The sequence below is a fragment of the Arthrobacter sp. TMN-50 genome, from assembly GCF_054511125.1.
Map to the genome: position 1 here is coordinate 132,375 of NZ_JBTNDG010000003.1, position 21,945 is coordinate 154,319.

The following is a 21,945-nucleotide window of genomic DNA, read 5'->3' on the forward strand; positions in this document are numbered from 1 at the left end:
ACTGTCCCCTCAAGGATTAGCATCTGTTCCCGCATTCCACAACGTTGGCCTGCCGAGTGGGAGGTGCCCAATAATGGACTCATGCCCTCTCCCATCGAGCACCTTGACGTCGCGATCATCGGAGCGGGCATCTCGGGGGTCGGTGCAGCCCACCGGCTGCGGACCGAATGTCCGGGCAAGACATTCGCCTTATTTGAGGCGCGCGGAGCGATCGGCGGTACCTGGGACCTATTCAAGTATCCGGGCATTCGGTCCGACTCGGACATGTTCACCCTCAGCTACCCGTGGCGCCCCTGGACCGGCCGGGACGCCATCGCGGACGGCTCCTCCATTCTCAGCTACCTGCAGGACACGGCCGAGGAGGCCGGGGTGACCACCCACATCCGCTTCAACACCCGACTGGTCAGCGCCGATTTCTCCTCCACGACCTCACGCTGGACCCTGCACCTGGAGACCACCGACGGCGGTGGCACCCATTGCCGGACCGTCACCTGCTCATTCCTTTACGCCTGCACCGGCTATTACAACTACAGCCACGGCTACCAGCCCGAGTTCCCTGGGCTGGAGGACTTCACCGGTAAGGTTGTCCACCCACAATCCTGGCCGGAAGACTTCAATTACACCGGTAAACGGGTGGTGGTAATCGGCAGCGGAGCCACCGCCATCACCCTGATCCCGGCGCTGGCCCCCGACGCAGCGCACGTCACCATGGTCCAGCGGTCACCGTCCTACGTGGTGTCCATACCGCGCCGCGACCGGTTCGCGGATGCCGCCCGGATGCTCCTCCCGGCCGGAGCCGCACACCGGCTGGCTCGGTCCCGCAATGTGCTCTACTCCCAGGCGTTCTACCAGTTGTGCAAGCGGGCGCCCGGGGTGGCGAAGGCGTTCCTCCGCCGCCAGGCCCGGTCCATCCTGGGCGACGAGGAACCGATCGTCGAGCATTTCACCCCGGCTTACAACCCGTGGGATCAACGGCTCTGTGTTGCTCCGGACGGCGACTTCTACCGGGCACTGACGTCGGGGAAAGCGTCTGTGATCACCGATCGAATCGACCGGTTCACCCCGGGCGGGGTCCGGCTGGAGTCGGGTCGGGAACTCGCCGCCGACGTCGTCGTGACCGCCACCGGGCTGGCCCTGCAGCCCCTCGGCGGAGCCGTTGTGAGCGTTGACGAGGTTCGGGTCGATCTGGCCGACGCGTGGGTGTACCGGGGCGTGTTGGTGGCCGGAGTCCCGAATCTCGGCTACTGCGTGGGGTACACGAACGCGTCCTGGACTCTCCGCTCGGACCTCAGTTCGCGATACGTGTGCCGGCTGCTGAAGTTCATGGATCGGCGCGGACATGCGGTGGCGGTCCCGGTGCCGGAGGCCGCCATGACGCGGCGGCCGCTGCTGGATCTGTCCTCGGGGTATGTGCAGCGTTCCGCGGGGTTGTTCCATGGGCAGGGCACGGGTAGGCCGTGGGTCCTCGGCACCAACTACCTGCTGGATGTTCCCGCGGTGCTGCTCGGTAATGTGAGGGCCCACATGGCGTTCGACCCTATGACAGCCAGCGTGCCGGTCCGGGCTTCACCGCCGGTTCCCATGCCCAGGAAAGTGGCCTAGCCGCAGGAAAGTGGTTGCCCCACAGCGAAGCTGCAGGTGCACCACTTTTTTGGCTCGGAAGCCGGCCGCTACACTGTCTTCGCCGCGGACTTCAACAGCGCCAGCCGCAGGGCACGTGCCGTTTCCATGTGCTGCCTCGCGATCTGCCGGGCGTCTTCGGCCCGCTGATCGATGATGGCCCTCACCAGCGCCTCATGCTCGTCCAGCGCATCTTCCCACCGGTTGCCGACGGACAGGGTCGACCGAGGCGTGTTGATGAGGTGGGTGGAGAGCCGTTCCAGCAGGTCCTGCAACACCCGGTTGTGCGCGGCCGTACTGACAGCCGCATGGAATTCGACGTTGCAGCGGATCCGGGTCTGGTCATCCGGGGAATCGAGTTCCCGGTCCCGCTCAACCAGTGCCTCAAGGCGCATAATGTCCGAGGCCGTCCTGCTGCTGGACGCCTGCCCGGCGGCTTCCTGCTCGAGCATGACCCGCAGGTCGTAAATCTGGATAACCTCCTGCGGGTCAATCTTGGGCACCTGAAGGCCACGCGCAGCACGTTCAAGGAGCCGCTCGTGCTGCAGTCGGCTAAGTGCCTCGCGGATGGGGGTCCGCGAGACGCCAAAGCGCTCAGAGAGCCCCACCTCACGCAGTGGTGTCCCGGGGGGATGAACTCCCGCCAGAATCTCGCTGCGCAAAACACGGAAGACAACAGCGCCGTCGACGCGTCCCGTCGAATCTGCCGGATCAGACACTTTCAACCGGTTCAGACACTTGGTGCTCCTATAAGTAGGACCTGAATTTTAGGCACCCTATCCACGGGTGTGGGCTAGGACAATACTCATGGAACAGCCATTCGGACGCGTCGACGAGCGACTCAGATAGAACTGCTAGACGGCAATCTGGCGCAGCACGTACTGCAGGATGCCACCGTTGCGGTAGTACTCGGCTTCGCCCGGAGTGTCGATGCGCAGCACGGCTTCGAAGGTGATGGGCTGGCCGCCCCCTTCAGGAGTCGCGGTGACGGTGACGGTCTTCGGGGTGGTGCCGTTGTTCAGTTCGGTTACACCGGATACCGCGAAGGTCTCCGTGCCGGTGAGACCCAGTGACTCGGCGTTCTGACCCTGCGGGTACTGCAGTGGAAGGACGCCCATGCCGATGAGGTTGGAGCGGTGAATCCGCTCGTAGCTCTCGGTGATGACGGCGCGGACACCCAGCAGTGCAGTGCCCTTGGCGGCCCAGTCACGTGACGATCCCGAACCGTATTCCTTGCCTGCCAGGATCACCAGTGGTGTTCCTGCGGCCTGATAGTTCATCGCGGCGTCGTAGACAGCAGCCTGAGGCGCGTCGGCCTGGCTGAAGTCCCGGGTGAAGCCGCCCTCGACGTCGTCAAGGAGCTGGTTGCGGATCCGGATGTTCGCGAAGGTGCCGCGGATCATCACCTCGTGGTTTCCACGACGCGAACCGAAGGAGTTGAAGTCCTTGCGCTCCACACCGTGCTCCAGCAGGTATCGACCCGCTGGAGTGTCGGACTTGAAGGAACCGGCGGGTGAGATGTGGTCGGTGGTGACCGAATCCCCCAACTTCAGCAGGACGCGTGCACCGTCAATGTCGGTGACGGGCTCTGGCTCGGCCTTCATTCCCTCGAAGTACGGAGGCTTCCGGACGTAGGTGGATTCGGGATCCCATTCGAAGGTGTCGCCGGCCGGGGTGGGCAAGGACTTCCAGCGCTCGTCGCCGTCGAAGATGGTCGAGTAGCTGGCCTTGAACATTTCCTTGTCGATGGACTCGTCAATGATCTGCTGGACCTCGACCGGGTTCGGCCAGATGTCGCGCAGGAAGACGTCGTTGCCGTCGTCGTCCTGGCCCAGCGGATCGGCGTCGAAGTCGAAGTCCATGGTGCCGGCCAGCGCATAGGCCACCACCAGCGGCGGGGAGGCCAGGTAGTTCATCTTGATGTCCGGGTTGATCCGGCCCTCGAAGTTGCGGTTACCGGAGAGGACAGCGGTCACGGCGAGGTCGGCATCGTGGATCGCCTGGGTGATCTCCTCGTCGAGGGGGCCCGAGTTGCCGATGCAGGTGGCGCAACCGTAACCCACCACGAAGAAGCCGAGCTTCTCCAGGTACGGGATCAGGCCCGACTTTTCGTAGTAGTCGGTGACAACCTTCGAACCCGGTGCGACAGAGGTCTTGACCCAGGCCTTCGACATGAGGCCCTTGTCGACCGCGTTGCGGGCCAGCACTGCCGCCGCCATCATCACCGACGGGTTAGACGTGTTAGTGCACGAGGTGATGGAGGCGATGGTGACCGCTCCGTGGTCGAGGGTGAAGTTGCGGCCGTCAGCGGTCGTCACCTCAATCGGGCTGGAATCGCGGTTGGCCTCGGTCTCGGTGACTATCTCATGTGGGTGGTCGTCAACCTTGGTGTCGGCCTCGGTATAGGAGGGTGGGTCGGACGCAGGGAAGGACTCCTCGAGTGTCTCATCGACAGTCGCGCCCTCCTCTTCCACCGACCGGTGCACGTAGTTTTCCAGGTCCTTGCGGAACTGGGGCTTGGCGTTAGTCAGCTCGACGCGGTCCTGAGGACGCTTCGGGCCAGCAATTGAGGACACGACGGTCGACAGATCCAGTTCCAGGTATTCGGAGAACAGGATCTCCTTGCTCGGATCGTGCCACATGCCCTGGGCCTTGGCGTAAGCCTCGACCAATGCCAGGTTCTCTTCTGGGCGCCCGGTCAGGCGCAAGTAATCCATGGTGACGTCATCAATCGGGAAGATCGCCGCCGTCGAGCCGAACTCGGGGCTCATGTTGCCGATGGTGGCGCGGTTCGCGAGGGGCACCGCGCTAACGCCTTCGCCGTAGAACTCGACGAACTTGCCGACCACGCCGTGCTTACGCAGCTTCTCGGTGATGGTGAGAACGACGTCGGTCGCGGTAGCGCCAGCAGGGATCTCGCCGGTGAGCTTGAAGCCCACCACGCGAGGGATGAGCATCGAGACGGGCTGACCCAGCATGGCGGCCTCGGCTTCGATACCGCCCACGCCCCAGCCCAGGACGCCCAGGCCGTTGACCATGGTGGTGTGGGAGTCAGTGCCGACGCAGGTGTCGGGGTAGGCCTGAAGCGCAGTAGTGCCGCCGGTGTTGACCTCACGGGTCATGATGGTGCGCGCCAGGTATTCGAGGTTCACCTGGTGAACGATGCCCATACCTGGTGGGACTACCAGGAAGTCATCGAATGCGGTCTGACCCCAGCGCAGGAACTGGTACCGCTCGCCGTTGCGCTGATACTCGATCTCGATGTTGCGCTCGAGTGCGTTGGCGTTGCCGGCAAAGTCAATCTGCACCGAGTGGTCAATGACCAGTTCGGCGGGGGCCAGCGGGTTGACGCGCTTGGGGTCTCCACCGAGTTCGACGACTGCCTCGCGCATGGTGGCGAGGTCGACGACGCAGGGCACACCGGTAAAGTCCTGCATGATGACGCGGGCCGGGGTGAACTGGATCTCGGTGTCCGGCTCGGCCTCGGGGTCCCAGCTGGCCAGGGCACGCACGTGGTCGGCGGTGATATTGGCACCATCTTCGGTGCGGAGCAGGTTCTCCAGAAGAACCTTGAGGCTGTAAGGGAGCTTCTCCGATCCCTCTACAGCGTCGAGGCGGAAGATCTGATATTCAGCCCCCGCCACCTCGAGTACGTCTTTGGAGCCGAATGTGTCGACAGCAGTCATTTGCGGGTATCCCTTCGAGGATCGGTGAAGCCTTTGAATCCATCATATCCCGAAACGCAAACAATCTGTATACAGTCGTACACACTCCCCTTGCTCGTTAAATAAGTGGTGACCGTGCCGGTTAGTGGTTGCGCAACCACTAACCGGCGGGTCGGCCACTTTTTTTGGCGCCGGAGACCCGCGCACGACGGCGGCCCACCTCCCCCGGGGATTCTCACCCGGCGAGAAACTCCCTTCCCAACGAGTGTGACCCCGGGCACACTTGCATCAGCACTCGTTCATCGCTGGGAGCGCCTGACGTCCGTCGGGGCCTGCCCGCGTCAGTCATCGCTGAGGAGGACCATGAGAGCCGTCCGGGTACACCGCTACCAGGAAGACCCACTGATCGACGATGTGCCGGAGCCTACGGCCACCGGCCCGTGGGATGTGGTCGTCGACATCGGCGCCGCAGGCCTGTGCCGCACCGACCTGCATGTCATCGAGGGGCAGTGGGACGCCATCCAGCACCCAAAACTCCCCTACATTCTCGGGCATGAGAACGCCGGCTGGGTCCGCGAGGTGGGCTCGGCGGTCACCAACGTCCAGCCCGGCGACACGGTGATCATGCACCCGATCGTCACCTGCGGACTCTGTCTGGCCTGCCGCGAAGGTCAGGACTCCCACTGCGAAAACTCCACCTTCCCCGGACTGAACGTCGACGGCGGGATGGCAGAGGTGATGAAGACCAACGCCCGCTCCGTGGTGAAACTCGACCCGGCGCTCAAGCCCGCCGACATCGCGGCCCTCGCCGACGCCGGTCTCACCGCCTACCATGCGGTCCGTAAGGCCGCGCCGCTGCTGCACCCCGGAACCCACGCCGTCGTCATCGGCAGCGGCGGCCTCGGCCACATCGGCATCCAGTCCCTGAAGGCGCTCACCTCGGCGCAGATCACCGTCGTCGACACCTCCGAGGAGGCCCTCGAGCTCGCGAAGACGCTCGGCGCCGACCACACCTTGTCCCAGGCCGGCGACGGCGGGAAGCTCCTCGAGATCACCGAGGGCGGCGCCCACGTGGTCTTCGACTTTGTCGGCGAGCACGGCACCGAGGAACTCGGCCTGAACGCGCTGCGCAACCGGGGCAGCTACTACACAATCGGCTACGGCGGAGCGGTAAACATCGACACCATCGAGATCATTTCCCGGGAAATCAACATCGTCGGAAACCTCGTGGGCACCTACCTCGACCTCGTGGAACTCATGACCCTCACCGCCCAGGGCCAGGTCACCCTGCACACCCAGACGTACGACCTCGAAGATGCCGTCCAGGCCATGCATGACCTGGACAGCGGCAGGCTGGTCGGCCGTGGCATTCTCGTCCCCAACCTCACCCAAGGGAGATAACAATGGCGTATCCCGCGAAATACTCGACACTCAACGAGCTTCAGCTGACGGAGGAGGCTCGACGGATTCTGGTCAGGATCATCAGGGTGGCGTTCCCGCATCCGAAAATTCCTGACGGACCGTATGAGCGCATGGCCGACAAGATCATCACGGAATCCAACGAATCCACGTGGTTCAGGGTGGCCCTGACCCAGGGCCTGTTGACCCTGAACCAGCAGGGTGGCGAGAATTTCCTTGACCTCTCCGATGACCGGGCTCTCGCCGTCCTGCAGCGCATCGCGGACCTTGAGTTCTTCGGCTTCATCCGGCGGACCACGGTCCTGAACTTCTACGACGACCCCGAGGTGTGGGAGGTCTTCGGCTACGAGGGCGAATCCTTCTCCAAGGGCGGCTACCTGAACCGCGGCTTCGATGACCTGGATTGGCTCCCCAGCCCCCGGGTCGAGGAAGCTGATGAGCCGCTCACCGAGATCGGGCCGCTCGGCTACGACATTGCGCAGCAGGCACCCCAGCGGGTGCAGGAAGCCTCAGACACCACTCCCGAGGAGCCGGTCGAGGATCTCTTCAAGGGCCAGGACAAAGTTGAAGGAGCACGCACCCTATGAGCAACGAAACATCGGCACACTTTGGCTTGGATGACGACTCGGTGGTCGTCATCATCGGCTCCGGTGCGGGCGGCGGTACCCTCGCCCACGAACTCACCGAAAAGGGCATCAAGGTGGTGGTCCTCGAAGCGGGCGGCCACATCAAAAACGACGAGTACATCAACCATGAGTGGGAGTCGTTCAACCAGATGGCCTGGCTGGACCCGCGCACGACGTCGGGCACCTGGCGGATTGCGCGCGACTTCCCCAATCTGCCCGCCTGGCTGGTGAAGGCGGTGGGCGGCACCACCACCCACTGGTCCGGCGCCACCCCACGATTCAAAGCCCACGAGTTCAAGACCCGCAGCACCTACGGGCGGATCGACGGCGCCAACCTGCTGGACTGGCCCATTACCCTCGACGATTTGGCACCATATTACGACAAGGCTGAACAGAAGATCGGCAGCACCCACCGTCACGGCCGGCCGGCCCTGCCCGCCAACAACAACTACAAGGTGCTTGCCGCGGGCGCCGAACGGATCGGGTACCGGCACTACGCCACCGGCCCGTACGGCACCAACGCCGAACCCTACGACGGCCGGCCCGCCTCCATCCAGGACGGCTTCAATTTCCAGGGCGACAAGAACAAATCCAAGTGGTCCACCCTCGTGTCCGAGATCCCCAAGGCACTGCGCACCGGGAAGCTGGATCTGAGGCCCAACTGCCACGCCGTGCAGATCACCCACACCCCCGAGGGCACCGTGGACAGCGTCATGTACATCGACGACGCCGGGAACCTCCAACGCCAGAAGGCCCGCCTCGTCGCAGTGGCCGGGAACTCGATCGAGACGCCGCGCCTGCTGCTGCTCTCCGGGTCTCCTCTTTTCCCGGACGGGTTGGCCAACTCCTCCGGCCAGCTGGGCCGGAACTATATGCGGCACACCACCGGCTCGGTCTACGCGAAGTTCGACAAACCGGTCCACATGTATCGGGGCGAGACGATGGCCGGCCTGGTCGCCGACGAGTCCCGGCACGACGTCGACCGCGGCTTCTCGGGGGGCTACTACCTGGAGACCATCGCGTTGGGCCCGGCTTTCCTCGCCAGCTTCGCGGACCCCGGGGCCTGGGGGCCGAACTTTGCGTCGCTGCTCGACGACTATGAGAACACGGCGGGTTTGTGGATCGTGGGCGAGGACATGCCGCAGGAAACCAACCGGGTTACCCTGAACACCAGCGTTAAGGACCGTCTCGGACTGCCCGTCCCCAACGTGCACTTCGACGACCACCCCAACGACACGGCGATGCGCAATCATGGCTACCAGCAGGCGTCGCTGCTCTACGAGGCGGTGGGTGCGCTGTCCTCGCACCACACCCCGCCGTACCCTGCGACCCACAACATGGGAACCGCACGGATGAGCGAACGCCCGGAAGACGGCGTCGTGAACCAGTGGGGGCAAACCCACGATGTGAAGAACCTCTTCGTGTCGGACGGTTCGCAGTTCACCACTGGGGCGGCAGCCAATCCGACGCTCACCATCGTGGCGTTGGCGATCCGGCAGGCGGAATACATCGCGGAGCAACTGGCGACGTCGGCCCTGTAAGGTGGGGGTCCCGAGCCTGGGCTCGGGACCCCGCCGCGCGAGAATCACACGAAGATCAGCACAAACCCCACCACCGCGGCCAACGCCCCGATACCGGCCAGAATCCAGCCCAGTACCCTCAGCGCGTGCGCCGGCGGTACTGGTTCGGTGAGCGAGTACAGGGCAGGATCGCGGCGGTTGTAATAGATGGTGAATTCGGTCCCAGGCACCAGCTCCTTGCCGTCCCTAAAGGAGAACAGGGCCTCCCGGATTTCGTAATCCTGGTCGTGCCAGCGGTAACCAATGCCTTCTCCCGTGACGAAAACAACGGCGTGCGTGGCGGTCCAGCCGAGCTGTGAGGTGCGGATAATCCAGGCGGTCAAAATCAGCAGAATCCCCGGCACCAGTCCCACCCACGTCAGGACCTCAGTAATAGCACCCCACAACTGAGACTGGTTCTGCATAATTTGATGCTATCGAGTATTTATTGGCGCTGCGGCAACACTGATGTTGCCCGGAGCGCACGGCTCACCTTGTCGGCCGTGTCACGGAGCAGGACGGCAACCCTGGCGGACCGCTGGTCGAAGTCTGCGGCGTTGAGGGAGACGGCAACGGATCCCACGATCTGGCCGGCCGCGTTCCGGACCGGCGCACCCAGGCAGGACGATCCAACCATGAATTCCTCGCGCTCGACGGCGATCCCGCCCTCCCTGACCCGGTCCAGTTCCGTCTCCAGGTTTTCGAAGGTGCTGATGGTGTTGTCAGTCATAGCGGGCAGCCCGTGCCTGGCCAGGAATACCCGGCGCTGCGCCGGGTCCATGCCGGCCAGGAGAATTTTCCCGAACGCCGTCGCGTGCGCCGCATCATTGAACCCGAAGCCCATCGGGGTGATGCGAGGACGGGTCGGGGAATCCACCACGTGCGCGACCACAATGTGGTCGCCGCGGTGCACCGCATAGTAGGCGGCGGCGTCGGCCCGCGAATGCAACTCAAGCACCAGCCGAGCCACCGCAGACGGCGTCCCGACCTGACGGTGCAGCGACGCATCCAGGGCGTGCAGCTTATAGCCGAGCGCGTAACGGCTCTCATCCTTGAGATGGACCAGATGCCGCGACTCGACCAGGGTTTTCAGCAGTCGATAGACGCTGGGCAGCGGCATGTCCAGGGCGGCTGCAATCTCCTTCGCCGACAAGCCGCGCTCGTCGGCTGCAACCACGTCGAGCAGCGCGAAAGCCTTCTGCACCGAAGCCATGCCGGTAAGGGCATCATTGCGTCCCATGACCCCATCTTCGCCGGTCGGTCAAGCCAACGCCAACCGACCTGGTCACTCACGCGACAAACGCGGCGCTCCCAGCGCCGGGACGCGTCGCCGACTACTCGACGGTCAGCTCACCCATGCGGCCCCAACCGTCCGAGGATATCTTCTCGCTGATGATCTGTGGGGTCTCCACGAGCGCCTGCGGCATGTCCTTCATGGCCTGCTGGAAGTGCTCGCTGTTGACGTGGTCCCCGGCGGCGTCGTCCTGGAACGCTTCGACCAGAACGAACTCGTTGGGGTTCTCAACGCTGCGGGACCAGTCGAACCACAGGTTTCCTGGCTCCTGCCGGGTGGACTCGGTGAAGTCACGGGTGAGGTCGAGCCAGCGGTCCGTCCAGTCGGGTTTGACGTTGAATTTAACGACGATGAAGATCACTGCGCGCCTGCCTTGGGTCGTGGGGATGAAGCGGTGTTTCCAGCAGTCTGCCGTTAATCACCGCAGCCACCAACTTCGGTTCTCGCCTTGTGAGAATGTGCGGCGCCATCCAGGCGGCACACGCCTACGCTGACAGTGGAACAGCCCTCTATCCCAGGAGATTGAGATGAGTCATCCTCTGCAGGTCCGCACCATGATCAGCCCAGCCCGGTACGTCCAGGGGAAAGGCGCGATCCACCGCGTAGGCGAGTTCCTGACGCCGCTGGGCAGCAAGCCGCTTATCGTGGCCGACGATCTGGTCTGGGGTTTTGTAGCGCACGACGTCGAAGCCTCCCTCACTGCCGCTGGCCTGCCTACCACCCGGGTAGGGTTCGGCGGTGTTCCCAGCGCCAACGAGGTCAACCGGTTGACGGGGCTCATTGCTGAACACCAGGCGGACGTGATTGTGGCCGTGGGCGGCGGCAGCACCATCGATGCGGTCAAGGCCTCGGGCTTCGCATCGGGCATCCGTTGGGTCACCGTGCCCACAGTGGCCTCCACCGACGCACCCACCTCCGCCCTGTCAGTCATTTACACCGACGACGGCGTCTTCGAGGAGTACCGCTTCTTCCCCCGCAACCCCGATCTGGTGCTGGTGGATACCCAGCTGGTGGCCAACGCGCCGGCATCGTTCCTGGCCGCAGGAGTAGGCGATGCCCTGGCTACCTGGCTGGAGGCCCGTGCCACCAGCCAGGCCTTTGCCAGCACTATGGCGGGTGGCCTGCCCACCCTGACGGGCACGGCCTTCGCCCGGCTGTCGTGGGACGTGCTGTGGGAAAACGCACTCCCGGCGCTCGACGCCGTCCGCGACAACGTAGTCACCCCCGCCCTGGAAAAAGTGGTGGAAGCCAACACGCTGCTCTCCGGACTGGGGTTCGAGTCCGGTGGGCTCGCCGCCGCCCACGCCATCCACAACGGCCTGACCGCCGCCGCCCAGACCCACGGCCTGGCGCACGGCCAGAAGGTCAACATCGGTTCCCTCACCCAACTGGTCCTGGAGGGCGCGCCCAGCGCCGACATTCGGGACTTCATCGAGTTCACCACCCGGGTGGGACTGCCGAACACGCTCACCGAGGTGGGCCTGTCTCCCGACGATGACGAGGACCTGAAACGGGTGGCCGAAGCCGCCACCGTACCCGGCGAAACCATCCACAACATGCCTTTCCCCGTGGGCGTCGACGATCTGACCAGCGCCCTGAAGTCGATCGAGCGGCTTTCCGCCGGAATCCGTAGCCGGGCGGGGCTGCCCGAACCCGTGCCGTACAAGGCGAAGCACTGAACCCCCGGCCGCCGACGCAGGCGATCGAGGCCCTGCGGTCGGCAGTCGCTGACCCGGCGCAGGTCAAAACCCGCGCCATCGACCTGCATGCCAACGCCCACGATGCCTCGCACTTCCTGCTCATCCCGCAGGCCGTGGTGGTGCCATCCAACGCCGCCGAGGTCGGGCGACTGCTGCAGGCCAGCGCGGCCCAGGGCATCCCGCTGACCCTCCGGGCCGGGGGCACCAGCCTCAGCGGACAGGCCGTCACCGACAGCGTGCTGGTCGACGTGCGCAGGAACTTCCGGGAAATTGAGGTGCTCGACGGCGGCTCCCGGGTGCGCGTCCAACCAGGGGTCACAGTCAGGGCGCTCAATGCCCGGCTGGCCCGGTACGGTCGGAAGTTCGGGCCCGACCCCGCGAGTGAAGCGGCGTGCACCGTCGGCGGGGTGGTAGCGAATAACTCCTCGGGGATGAACTGCGGCACGACCGACAACGCCTACCGGACGCTTGAATCGGTGACGGTGGTCCTGCCCAGTGGCACTGTGATCGACACCGGGGCCGTCGATGCCGATGCCAGGCTGCGGGCCCTCGAACCAGACCTCCACGACGGGCTGCTGCGGTTATCGCGGCGGCTGCGGGGGGACCCTTCGTCGGTGCGGACGGTGCAGCACCAGTTCTCGATGAAGAACACGATGGGCTATGGCCTGAACTCACTGCTGGACTTCGACACCCCCGCCGACATCCTGGCCCATCTGATTGTGGGCAGCGAGGGCACCCTGGGTTTCATTGCCGAAGCAGTGTTTCGCACCGTTCCCCAGCCAGCGTTCGCCGCGACAGGACTGCTGGTGTTCCCGGACCTGGAAACCGCTGCGACGGCCCTGCCTGCCCTGATCCATTCCAGCGCGTCGACCGCTGAGCTGATGGACGCCGTTTCGCTGAAAGTGGGACAGTCCTTGTCGGGGGCCCCCGATGTCGTCCGCGCCCTGAATGTTGTGGATCATTCCGCGCTGCTGGTGGAATATTCGGCCGGCTCTGCCGCGGAACTCGATGATCTGCGGGGTGACAGCCCGGAACTGCTGGGCGGGCTCGGCTTGAGCGGGCACACCCAGTTCAGCACCGACCCCGCGGTCCGCGCCGGCCTGTGGCGGCTACGCAAGGGCCTCTATGCCTCGGTGTCCGGGGCCCGGCCACCTGGCACCACCGCTCTCCTGGAGGATGTGGTGGTGCCCGTCCCGGCGCTAGCCCGCACCTGCACCGAACTGACCCGGTTGTTCGACACGCACCGTTACAGGGACAGTGTGATTTTCGGTCACGCCAAGGACGGCAACATCCATTTCACGCTCACCGACCAGTTCGCTGCTCCCGACGAGCTGGAGCGGTACCGGGCGTTTACCGAGGACATGGTGGATCTGGTGCTGGGCGAGAACGGGTCGCTGAAAGCCGAGCACGGTACCGGCCGCATGATGTCACCCTACGTCCGCCGGCAGTATGGTGACGAGCTGTACTCGATCATGCGGGACCTAAAAAGGCTGTTCGATCCGGCCGGCATGCTTAACCCGGGAATTATTCTCGACGACGACCCGCAGGCCCACCTCCGGCATATCAAGACCACCCCTCCGGTGGACCCCGAGGTGGACCGCTGCGTCTCCTGCGGATTTTGCGAACCCGTCTGCCCCAGCAAGGACATCACCCTCACCCCGCGCCAACGCATCGTGACCCTGCGAGCCATTAAACAGGCACGGCTCGACGGCGACACAGGGCTGGCAACCCAGCTTGAGAACGATTACGACTACGAGTCAGTGCAGACCTGCGCCGTCGACGGCATGTGCCAGACCGCGTGCCCCGTCGAGATCAACACGGGATCCCTCGTCAAACGGCTGCGCCGCGACGACGCCGGGCGAGCGGAGAACCGGGCCTGGGCGGGCGCCGCACACCGGTGGAAGCTGGTCACCCGCGGCGCCGGCCTGGTACTCGACGCCGCGGCGAAGGTTCCGGACGCCGTCATCATCCCGTTAAATCGGGTGGCCAGGACCGTGATCGGCAACGATACCGTGCCCCTGTATTCCTCGGACCTGCCGTCGGGTGGTGCGGTCAGGGCACGACCCCACCCCGCCGTGGCACCCGACGCCGTGTACTTTCCGGCGTGCGTGGGCACGATGTTCGGGCCCGCAGGAACCGGTTCGGGGGTGCAGGACAGTTTTGAACTGCTCTGCGGGCGCGCAGGGCTTTCGCTGCTGGTGCCGACCGGTATCGACGGGTTGTGCTGCGGGACGCCGTGGTCGTCGAAGGGCATGGCCACCGGCGAGGCGACGATGCGGACGAAGACTGTTGCAGCCTTACGGGTGGCCACCCGCGACGGCGAACTCCCAATCGTATGCGACGCCTCCTCGTGCACCGAGGGGCTGCTCGGTGCACTCGACCACGCATCCCGTGAGCTGGAGCCGACCGGCCACCGGCCGCTGGTGGTAATGGATGCCGTGCAGTTCGTGGCCGAACGGGTCCTGCCACTTTTGGGAGCTGTCAAAAAGCTCGACTCGCTGGCTCTGCATCCCACCTGTTCCTCAACGCGGCTGGGCTTGAACCCAGCCCTGGAGGTGGTGGCCAACGCCGTCGCGGCTGAGGTTGTGATCCCCGAAAATTGGGGGTGCTGCGCCTTCGCCGGTGACCGTGGGATGCTTCACCCGGAGCTCACCGCCTCGGCCACTCGCCGGCAGGCCGCCGACGTCGCGGTCTTCGACGCCTCGGCCCACGCGTCCTGCAACCGCACGTGCGAACTCGGGATGACCCGGGCTACCGGTGAGGACTATCGCCATATCCTTGAGCTACTAGCGGAAAGTACGAGGATTCCCCCATGCGACTGATCGCCGAAAACTGTTACCAGCTTGAGAAGTCGAAAGGGTCGAACGGCTATCTGGTGAGCGCCAACGGGTTCACCGCCGTGATCGACCCGGGCATGTCGGGCGGCTACGATACGCTGCTCACCGAACTGCGCGACGCGGAGCCGGTGATCGGCGCGGTCACCCACATTCTTCTGACCCACTACGACGCCGATCACACGCGGGTGGCAAAGCAGCTGCAACAGGCGCTCGGGGTCCCGGTCTGGCTCGGCGCTGCCGACGCCGCCATCCTGCGCGGGGACGTTCCTCCACCCACCCGCTTCAGACGTTTCCTTGCCCGGGTCTTCCCCACCGCGTACCCGGCGGGGGTCGTTGAGCTCACCGGCGAGCAAACCGTGGCCGAGGGTCTCACCGCCTTTCCGACCCCGGGCCACACACCTGGCCACATGGCGTTCCAGCTCGGTGAGGTGCTCTTTTCCGGCGATGCGGTGGCGGTATCCGCGAACGGTGAGCTCAAGCAGTTCTATCGGCTGACCATCAGCGACGCAGTGCAGGCCAGACAGACCGAAAATCTGCTGCGAACCAGGATTGCTGGCGGTGGTGTGCGGTGGATCTGCGCCGGGCACAACGCGCCGGCGAAAACCGGGATCCGCTAGGAGTCTATGGGTGGGGAGTCCTTGGGCACAGAGTCCTCGTGAGACCTGAGCTCATCGAGGGCTCTGATGGCTTTTTCCCAGCGCGTCTGCCGTTCGGCAGGTGACTGCTCCCACCAGGGGGTGCCACGTTCGCCGAGGCCTTCCTTGGCGATCTGCACGCGGCGACGCGCATCCTTCACCTTTGGTTCCTGTTTTGCCTTGCGGTACTTGTTGACAGCTGACCGGGCGCGACCCAGTTGGGACAGCAACTGTTTGGCGACGTCGTCGGGCAGGGTGGGATCGGCGCGGCGCCACTTCCTGCCTTCGTGCAGGAAGAACCGGTCGTCGTCGGGCGTCTGGGGTGTGGTGGTCACTGGCTGGCCTGAAGACCGAATAGTGCACCAAAGAAGAGGAAGAAGCCGACGATCAGCAGCAACGCCCAGATAGTCGAAATCCACCCCAGCACCTTGCCGATCGTTGAGGCCTGATTGTATTTTTCGGCCTTACCCGCCTGAATGATCGCCAGAGGTCCAAAGACAATCCCAAAGAAAAACAACCCAATGATCCCAAACACCAGGGACATCTGGGCGTGCTTCTGGCCCTGCATCGCCCCTTGGGAATGCATGGTGTGGGTCGGCCCATAGTAGGACGATTGTCCAGGATAGTTCTGGGACATTAGTTCATCCTTCGGTCGGCATCGCTGGCTTAGAGTACCAATTTACTAGCTGCTGGGGACCGGTGGACCAATGACCAGCATGGCCGCGAAAACCACGGCGACGGCCGCCACCGACGCCACAGCGGCGAGCAGGGGCTTGCGCAGCACCCAGGCCTGCAGATGCTCGGCCGGGCCGCGCGGAGTGTCGGCACCGGGCGCGAGCCGCCACCCGCCGTCGAGCTTCCCGCGTCGTTCCATCACCTGGTCAAAGACAACAGATGCGAGGGGGACCACTGCGGAGAGCAGGCCGAGAATGCCGATCCTGAAGGACCAGCGCTGGTTCACCCAGACAAATACTGTGACCACCACAAACATCAGGAAAACGAACCCATGGATTCCACCGGCGGGCGAAATGAGCGCCTCGGTTGTTTGGGTCACGTACTTGAGGAACATGGCCAGGAGCAGGAAGGCCCAGGTCAGTGCCTCGGCGACTGCGACGGTGCGGAACAGGATACGGGGGCTCATGCGTCTCTCCAGAATGGTCGGTCCTTCCAAATTACCTCAGGGCGTTGCGCTCCCGCACCCATCCGGCGTCGGAAATGTCACACCCGGGCCACTGGCGGCGAGCCCTTCGCCGCCGGGTCTTCCCTACCCAGCGGAGCACTGCTACTGGTTGACCGGGCCACCGTGATCAGGGTGGCGATGATGATGATTGCGCCGGCCAATTGACCGACCGAGAGCGGTTGGTTGAGGAAGACCCAACCGCAGAACGTCGCCGTCAGCGGACTGAGCAGGCCGAGGAACGACGCGGTCGACGCCGGGAGCCGGTGCAGACCGCGAAACCAGAGGAAATAGGCGACGGCCGTGCCGAAACTCATGAGGTAGAGGTAGCCGGCAATGTTCGCTGCCGTCAGCACTGCGGGCGGCACCCCTTCGACCAACCATGCCAACGGCATCAGGAACAGACCACCGGCGACCAGTTGCCACGCAGTCAGGGTCAATGGCGACGCGGGTTGCCCCCACCGCTTCAACAAGACGACTCCAGTCCCCATCGAGACCGTGCCCAGAAGTGCTGCGGCCACACCGATCGGATCGAGCTTCGCCTCGGCGGACAGGACCATCAGGCCCACCCCAAAGATGCCGGCAATACCTGCGACTATTTTCCGCACGGTGAGACGCTCCGAGACCACCACCGAAGCCAGAACGGCGACGACCAGCGGCTGGATTGCACCCATGGTGGCGGCCACACCGCCGGGAAGCCGGTACGCGGCGATAAATAGTAACGCGAAGAACGCCCCAATATTGAGCACGCCAAGGACTGCAGCCTTCCACCACCAACTTCCCCGAGGTCGCCGGCGGACAAAAACGAGCAGGACCAGGCCCGCGGGCAGTGCCCGCAGCACCGCAGCAAGGAGTGGACGGTCGGGCGGCAGAAACTCGGCAGTCACCAAATATGTCGTTCCCCAGACCGCGGGAGCGAAGGCGGTCATTCCTAGGAGAATTCGATTGCTAAGCACTTAGCTAGTTTAGCTAAGTGCTTAGCAAGTGTCTAGGCTTGGTTCATGACCGATCACGTGGACCGCATACTCAGGCAGTGGAGCGCCGAGCGACCCGACCTTGATGCGTCCCCCATGGGGGTCATTGGGCGGCTGTCCCGGTTGTCACGGCAGATCGACCGGGACCTTGAGCGGACCTTCCTCAGTCACGGGCTGGATGCCGCAAGCTTCGACGTCCTCGCTACCCTTCGCAGGTCCGGCCAGCCCTACACTCTGACCCCCCGCGAACTCACTGTCAGCTCGATGGTGACCTCCAGTGCGATCGCCCAGCGCCTCAACCGACTTGAGGAACGCAGCCTGGTCGCCCGCGCAAAGGACCCGGGTGACGGACGTGGGAAGCAGGTGACGCTCACTTCCGCCGGACTCAAGCTGATCGACGCTGCCCTCCCCGAACACCTGGCTACCGAGCGGCGGATCCTGTCTGCCCTGTCCCCCGATGAACGGGACACTCTCGCCGGGCTGCTCATAAAACTGTCAGCGGCACATGGTTAGCTAAAACAGTTCTGGTACCGTAAGCCGCTCCACGGTTGCAACTGCTGGGAGGCATAGTGTTTCTTCTCGACCCCACCCTTCCCGGCGAGCCGCCGGACCTGGTCTTTTCCGCCACCGACCTGGTCACCGCCGCCGAATGCGAGTACCGGCTGCTTTCCATTCTCGACGAGAAGTTGGGCCGATCAATCTGCCCGGAGTTTGACGCCGACGCCATGCTGGAGCGCACCGCCATCCTTGGTGATGTCCACGAACGCAAGGTCCTTGACGCCCTCGTTGCCGAGCACGGTGCCTGGAATTCCGACACTGGGACTGGAGTGTACGACGTCGCCCCCGCCGCGGGCATGGACCGCACCCTCCTGGAGGACAAGCACCGGGAGTCGATAACCGCGCTGAGGTCGGGGGCCGACGTCGTCTTCCAGGCCGCGTTCTTCGACGGCCAGTTTCATGGCAGATCCGATTTCCTGGTAAGAACCCCTGAAGGGCAGTATGCGGTCTGGGACACGAAGCTGGCCCGTCATGCGAAGGTGAGTGCCCTGTTACAGCTCGCGGCCTACGGCGATCAGCTGTTGTCGGCCAGCATCCCGACGGCGTCGGAGGTCACCCTGGTGTTGGGCAACGGAGCGCACAGCATCCACAGCCTTGCCGACATCCTGCCGATCTTCCGCGAGCGCCGCGACCGGTTCCTGCGGCTGGTCAATGAGCATCGCGGCCAGCCCGAGCCGGTGCGGTGGGGAGGTGCCGACCACGCCGCGTGCGGCCGCTGCAACTACTGTCATCTCCAGGTCGTCGAAACCAGGGACCTGCTGTTGGTCGCGGGCATGAGCACCACTCGCCGGGCCAAGCTCCACAAGATCGGTATTCAGACCATTGAGCAGCTTGCCGCCCTCGATGACCCAGTAACTGACAAGAGCGTACTTCGATTCCGTGACCAGGCACGGATGCAGACCGGCACGGCCCACCCCGACGGTAGCGTCGATTACACCGGCAAGGATGGTATGGCCACGACGCTGAGCTACCGGGTCCTCCCCGACCACACCCTTGCGACCCTTCCTGCCCCCAGCCAGGGCGACATCTTCTTCGACTTCGAGGGCGACCCGCTGTGGCAGGACAGCACCGGGATGTGGGGGCTCGAGTACCTGTTCGGCGTCGTCGAAAATCCGGACCGCCCCGGCGACCCTCCCCCGTTCCTGCCTCTGTGGGCACACTCCCGCCTCGAGGAACGCCACGCCTTCACCGACTTTCTTGACTACGTTGCCCGACGCCGGTCCCAGTACCCCGACCTGCACATTTACCACTACGCCTCCTACGAGAAGACGGCCCTGCGGAATCTTTCGCTGGCCCATGTGGTCGGCGAGGATGCGGTCGACGCCCTGCTCCGGGAGGGCGTCCTGGTAGACCTGTATGAGACGGTTCGCCACAGCCTCAGGATTTCCGAGAATTCCTACAGCATCAAAAAACTTGAACCCCTTTACATGGGGAAACGCCTGCGCAGCGGGGATGTCAAAGACGCCGGCGCCTCGGTGGTTGCCTACGCCGACTATTGCACTGCCAGGGATTCCGGCAACGACGCCCTGGCCTCTGAGATCCTGGCCGGGATCCGCGACTATAACGAGTACGACTGCCTCTCGACCCTCCACCTCCGCGACTGGCTGCTCGACCGGGCCGCCGAACGGGGCATCACGCCCGTCGCCGCCACCCCAAGGGAAAGCGTCATCGAGCTCCAGCAGCCGACTCCCGAGGAGACCCGCCTGCTGGCGTACCTCGCCAGCCTTCCCTTGACCCGGGAGCTGACCGCGGATGAGCAGGCCGTGGCGATGGTCGCCGCCGCGGTGGGCTATCACCGCCGTGAAGACAAGCAGTTCTGGTGGGAGCACTTCGATCGGCTGGACAAGGCGATCGAGGACTGGTCGGATACCCGCAACGTCTTTGTGGTGCAGGGTGCCGAGGTTCTCGACGACTGGGAGAAGCCCACCCCTCGCAGCAACCCGGTCCGCACGCTCCGGCTGACGGGCGTGGCAGCCGAGGGATCGGACTTCGAACCGGGGAAAACCCTGTTTCGCATGTACGATCAGCCGCTCCCGGACGACCTCGCGGCCGAAGCCGAGACGGGAACTTCCCTCAGGGCCGGCTGGTTCGGTACCGAGGTGGTTTCCCGGGACCACGACGGCACCCGGGACGTGCTGGTGGTCCGCGAAAAGCTCAGGAAGAAGGGCGCCACCTACAGCGAAACTCCCATCGCACTGACCCCCGACCAACCGATCGCAACCAAGAGCATCCGAGCTTCCCTGGCGGAGCTGGCCCAGCAGGTGGGGTCAGTGCTGCCAGGACTGCCCCGCAACCCAGGGCTGGAGGTACTGCGAGGGGCCAGTCCTAGGCTCTCCGGTCTAGAATCACTGCCGGTAGTGGTCGACGACGACTACGTCACGGCCATCATCTCCGCCATCACCGCACTGGACCAGTCGTATCTTGCTGTGCAGGGACCGCCGGGTACTGGCAAAACCTACGTTGGCTCGCAGGTCATCGCCGCGCTGGTGGCCCGCGGCTGGAAGGTAGGAGTGGTGGGCCAGTCCCACAAGGTAGTGGAGCACATGATCCGGCGCGCACTCGCCGCCGGCGTTCCGGCTGATCGCACGGCGAAAAAGACCAATGATCCCCGGGCGCCGTGGGAGCACGCCACCGATGAGGAGGTTGCGGCCCTCTTGGATTCCCCAGGCGGCGCGCTGGTCGGCGGCACCGCCTGGACAATGACCGGCAGCAAGGTCCCGCCCGGGTCCCTGGATTTGCTGGTGATTGATGAGGCTGGACAGTACTCGTTGGCCAACACCCTCGCGGTGTCACGGGCAGCCACACGCCTGCTGTTACTCGGCGATCCGCAGCAGCTCCCGCAGGTGACGCAGGGAACCCACCCCGAACCGGTGGACACCTCGGCACTGGGCTGGCTTTCCGCCGGCCACGCCACCCTTCCCCCGGAACTGGGCTATTTCCTCGCCGATAGCTGGCGGATGCACCCCGATCTCTGCGCAGCGGTGTCCCGTCTCTCGTACGACGCGAAGCTAGAGTCGGCGTCCGCGGCCACCGAGCGTTTCCTTGAGGGCAAGGCCTCGGGAGTCGAGTGCGTTTTGGTGGGCCACACGGGAAACACCACGTTGTCGCCCCAGGAGGCCGCGGAGGTGGTCAGCCAGGTGAAAGCGCACGTCGGGCTGCAGTGGACGGGTGGCGCGGATGAGCAGCCGCGCCCGCTGGAACCTGCTGACCTGCTGGTGGTAGCTGCCTATAACGCGCAGGTGCAGCTGATTCGGGATCAGCTGGAGGCAGCTGGGCTGCACGGAGTGAGGGTGGGGACCGTCGACAAGTTTCAGGGTCAGGAAGCTCCGGTGGTGGTTGTGTCGATGGCCTGTTCTTCCGCAGCAGAAGCCCCCAGGGGAATCGGGTTCCTACTCAACCGGAACCGGGTCAACGTCGCGGTGTCCCGCGGGCAGTGGCGGGCAGTGATCATCCGATCGCCTGAACTCACCCACCATTTGCCTCCCCGCCCTGAACAGTTCGAGGAGTTGGGTGCGTTTGTAGGGTTATGTGCGGCCGGAACCCACACTGGATCGGCGCGGGTACGTGCTGCTTAACGCAAAATAGGGCGGGAATTTCTTCCCGCCCTATTTCAGTGGTCAGAGACCACTAAGTCGAACTAGACGACCTGGATGTTTACAGCCTGAGGACCCTTGGGGCCCTGCTCGGTCTCAAAGCTAACCTTCTGGTTCTCGTCGAGGGACTTGAAGCCGCTCGAGTTGATAGCGGAGAAGTGAGCGAACACATCGGCGCTGCCATCTTCTGGTTCGATGAAGCCGAAGCCCTTGTCAGCGTTGAACCATTTCACGGTACCTGTTGCCATTTTTAATCATCCTTCTGGAAATATGAAACCGATCCCGACT

19 protein-coding genes are annotated in these 21,945 nt (G+C 64.4%); 9 read left to right on the forward strand and 10 right to left on the reverse strand.

Annotated elements, in window-relative coordinates:
- Nucleotides 1-81: 81 nt before the first annotated feature.
- Entirely contained in the window at nucleotides 82-1,602 is a 1,521-nt protein-coding gene (locus tag ACX80A_RS06930) for a flavin-containing monooxygenase (RefSeq protein WP_459258955.1), read from the forward strand.
- A gap of 68 nt (nucleotides 1,603-1,670) precedes the next feature.
- Here ACX80A_RS06930 and ACX80A_RS06935 read toward each other — a convergent pair whose 3' ends face one another.
- Nucleotides 1,671-2,339, reverse strand: coding sequence for a GntR family transcriptional regulator (locus ACX80A_RS06935; protein ID WP_459258956.1), 669 nt, complete (start codon nucleotides 2,337-2,339; stop codon nucleotides 1,671-1,673).
- A 135-nt stretch (nucleotides 2,340-2,474) separates the two neighbouring features.
- Nucleotides 2,475-5,306 carry an aconitate hydratase gene (locus ACX80A_RS06940; protein WP_459258957.1) on the reverse strand — a complete coding sequence of 944 codons (2,832 nt, stop codon included), beginning with the start codon at nucleotides 5,304-5,306 and terminating at the stop codon, nucleotides 2,475-2,477.
- Between the two features lie 342 nt (nucleotides 5,307-5,648).
- On the opposite strand from ACX80A_RS06940, the gene ACX80A_RS06945 reads away from it, so the two are divergent.
- From ACX80A_RS06945 to ACX80A_RS06955, 3 genes are read left to right on the forward strand one after another with little or no spacing between them, the layout of a single operon-like run.
- On the forward strand, nucleotides 5,649-6,686 hold the full coding sequence (locus ACX80A_RS06945; RefSeq protein ID WP_459258958.1) for an NAD(P)-dependent alcohol dehydrogenase: 1,038 nt from the start codon (nucleotides 5,649-5,651) through the stop codon (nucleotides 6,684-6,686).
- 2 nt (nucleotides 6,687-6,688) lie between these two features.
- Entirely contained in the window at nucleotides 6,689-7,291 is a 603-nt protein-coding gene (locus ACX80A_RS06950; RefSeq protein WP_459258959.1) for a gluconate 2-dehydrogenase subunit 3 family protein, read from the forward strand.
- Nucleotides 7,288-8,871, forward strand: a complete 1,584-nt coding sequence (locus ACX80A_RS06955) for a GMC family oxidoreductase (RefSeq protein WP_459258960.1) — start codon at nucleotides 7,288-7,290, stop codon at nucleotides 8,869-8,871. Before ACX80A_RS06950 ends, ACX80A_RS06955 begins: the two co-directional genes overlap by 4 nt.
- 44 nt (nucleotides 8,872-8,915) lie before the next feature.
- Here ACX80A_RS06955 and ACX80A_RS06960 read toward each other — a convergent pair whose 3' ends face one another.
- The 3 genes from ACX80A_RS06960 to ACX80A_RS06970 form a co-directional block, all read right to left on the reverse strand.
- Entirely contained in the window at nucleotides 8,916-9,314 is a 399-nt protein-coding gene (locus ACX80A_RS06960) for a hypothetical protein (protein WP_459258961.1), read from the reverse strand.
- Nucleotides 9,315-9,334: 20 nt separating this feature from the next.
- A complete protein-coding gene (locus ACX80A_RS06965) occupies nucleotides 9,335-10,129 on the reverse strand; it encodes an IclR family transcriptional regulator (RefSeq protein WP_459258962.1) in 795 nt (264 codons plus the stop codon).
- A gap of 94 nt (nucleotides 10,130-10,223) precedes the next feature.
- Complete coding sequence (locus tag ACX80A_RS06970; RefSeq protein WP_459258963.1) at nucleotides 10,224-10,544, reverse strand: putative quinol monooxygenase; 321 nt, start codon at nucleotides 10,542-10,544, stop codon at nucleotides 10,224-10,226.
- A gap of 166 nt (nucleotides 10,545-10,710) precedes the next feature.
- Here ACX80A_RS06970 and ACX80A_RS06975 point away from each other — a divergent pair, with 166 nt between their 5' ends.
- The 3 genes from ACX80A_RS06975 to ACX80A_RS06985 are packed head-to-tail and all read left to right on the forward strand — an operon-like array spanning nucleotide 10,711 to nucleotide 15,337.
- Entirely contained in the window at nucleotides 10,711-11,862 is a 1,152-nt protein-coding gene (locus ACX80A_RS06975) for a glycerol dehydrogenase (RefSeq protein ID WP_459258964.1), read from the forward strand.
- Nucleotides 11,859-14,705, forward strand: a complete 2,847-nt coding sequence (locus tag ACX80A_RS06980; RefSeq protein ID WP_459259045.1) for an FAD-binding and (Fe-S)-binding domain-containing protein — start codon at nucleotides 11,859-11,861, stop codon at nucleotides 14,703-14,705. The genes ACX80A_RS06975 and ACX80A_RS06980 overlap by 4 nt, the downstream gene beginning before the upstream one ends.
- A complete protein-coding gene (locus ACX80A_RS06985; RefSeq protein WP_459258965.1) occupies nucleotides 14,696-15,337 on the forward strand; it encodes an MBL fold metallo-hydrolase in 642 nt (213 codons plus the stop codon). The genes ACX80A_RS06980 and ACX80A_RS06985 overlap by 10 nt, the downstream gene beginning before the upstream one ends.
- Here the strand turns inward: ACX80A_RS06985 and ACX80A_RS06990 are convergent.
- The 4 genes from ACX80A_RS06990 to ACX80A_RS07005 all read right to left on the reverse strand — a co-directional run bounded on the left by ACX80A_RS06990 (nucleotide 15,334) and on the right by ACX80A_RS07005 (nucleotide 17,488).
- On the reverse strand, nucleotides 15,334-15,690 hold the full coding sequence (locus ACX80A_RS06990) for a 2-polyprenylphenol hydroxylase (protein ID WP_459258966.1): 357 nt from the start codon (nucleotides 15,688-15,690) through the stop codon (nucleotides 15,334-15,336). The two genes, ACX80A_RS06985 and ACX80A_RS06990, sit on opposite strands and share 4 nt — an antisense overlap.
- The gene (locus ACX80A_RS06995) at nucleotides 15,687-15,992 is read right to left on the reverse strand and encodes a hypothetical protein (protein WP_459258967.1); all 306 of its coding nucleotides are present in this window, start codon (nucleotides 15,990-15,992) and stop codon (nucleotides 15,687-15,689) included. Before ACX80A_RS06995 ends, ACX80A_RS06990 begins: the two co-directional genes overlap by 4 nt.
- Before the next feature lie 45 nt (nucleotides 15,993-16,037).
- Nucleotides 16,038-16,496, reverse strand: coding sequence for a DUF3817 domain-containing protein (locus ACX80A_RS07000; protein ID WP_459258968.1), 459 nt, complete (start codon nucleotides 16,494-16,496; stop codon nucleotides 16,038-16,040).
- Nucleotides 16,497-16,573: 77 nt separating this feature from the next.
- The gene (locus ACX80A_RS07005; RefSeq protein WP_459258969.1) at nucleotides 16,574-17,488 is read right to left on the reverse strand and encodes an EamA family transporter; all 915 of its coding nucleotides are present in this window, start codon (nucleotides 17,486-17,488) and stop codon (nucleotides 16,574-16,576) included.
- A 45-nt stretch (nucleotides 17,489-17,533) separates the two neighbouring features.
- Between ACX80A_RS07005 and ACX80A_RS07010 the strand changes: the two genes are divergently transcribed.
- Together ACX80A_RS07010 and ACX80A_RS07015 are read left to right on the forward strand one after the other, a co-directional pair.
- The gene (locus tag ACX80A_RS07010) at nucleotides 17,534-18,019 is read left to right on the forward strand and encodes a MarR family winged helix-turn-helix transcriptional regulator (protein ID WP_459258970.1); all 486 of its coding nucleotides are present in this window, start codon (nucleotides 17,534-17,536) and stop codon (nucleotides 18,017-18,019) included.
- Between the two features lie 56 nt (nucleotides 18,020-18,075).
- Nucleotides 18,076-21,639, forward strand: coding sequence for a TM0106 family RecB-like putative nuclease (locus ACX80A_RS07015; RefSeq protein WP_459258971.1), 3,564 nt, complete (start codon nucleotides 18,076-18,078; stop codon nucleotides 21,637-21,639).
- A 62-nt stretch (nucleotides 21,640-21,701) separates the two neighbouring features.
- Here ACX80A_RS07015 and ACX80A_RS07020 read toward each other — a convergent pair whose 3' ends face one another.
- A complete protein-coding gene (locus tag ACX80A_RS07020; protein ID WP_019483883.1) occupies nucleotides 21,702-21,905 on the reverse strand; it encodes a cold-shock protein in 204 nt (67 codons plus the stop codon).
- Between the last annotated feature and the right edge of the window lie 40 nt (nucleotides 21,906-21,945).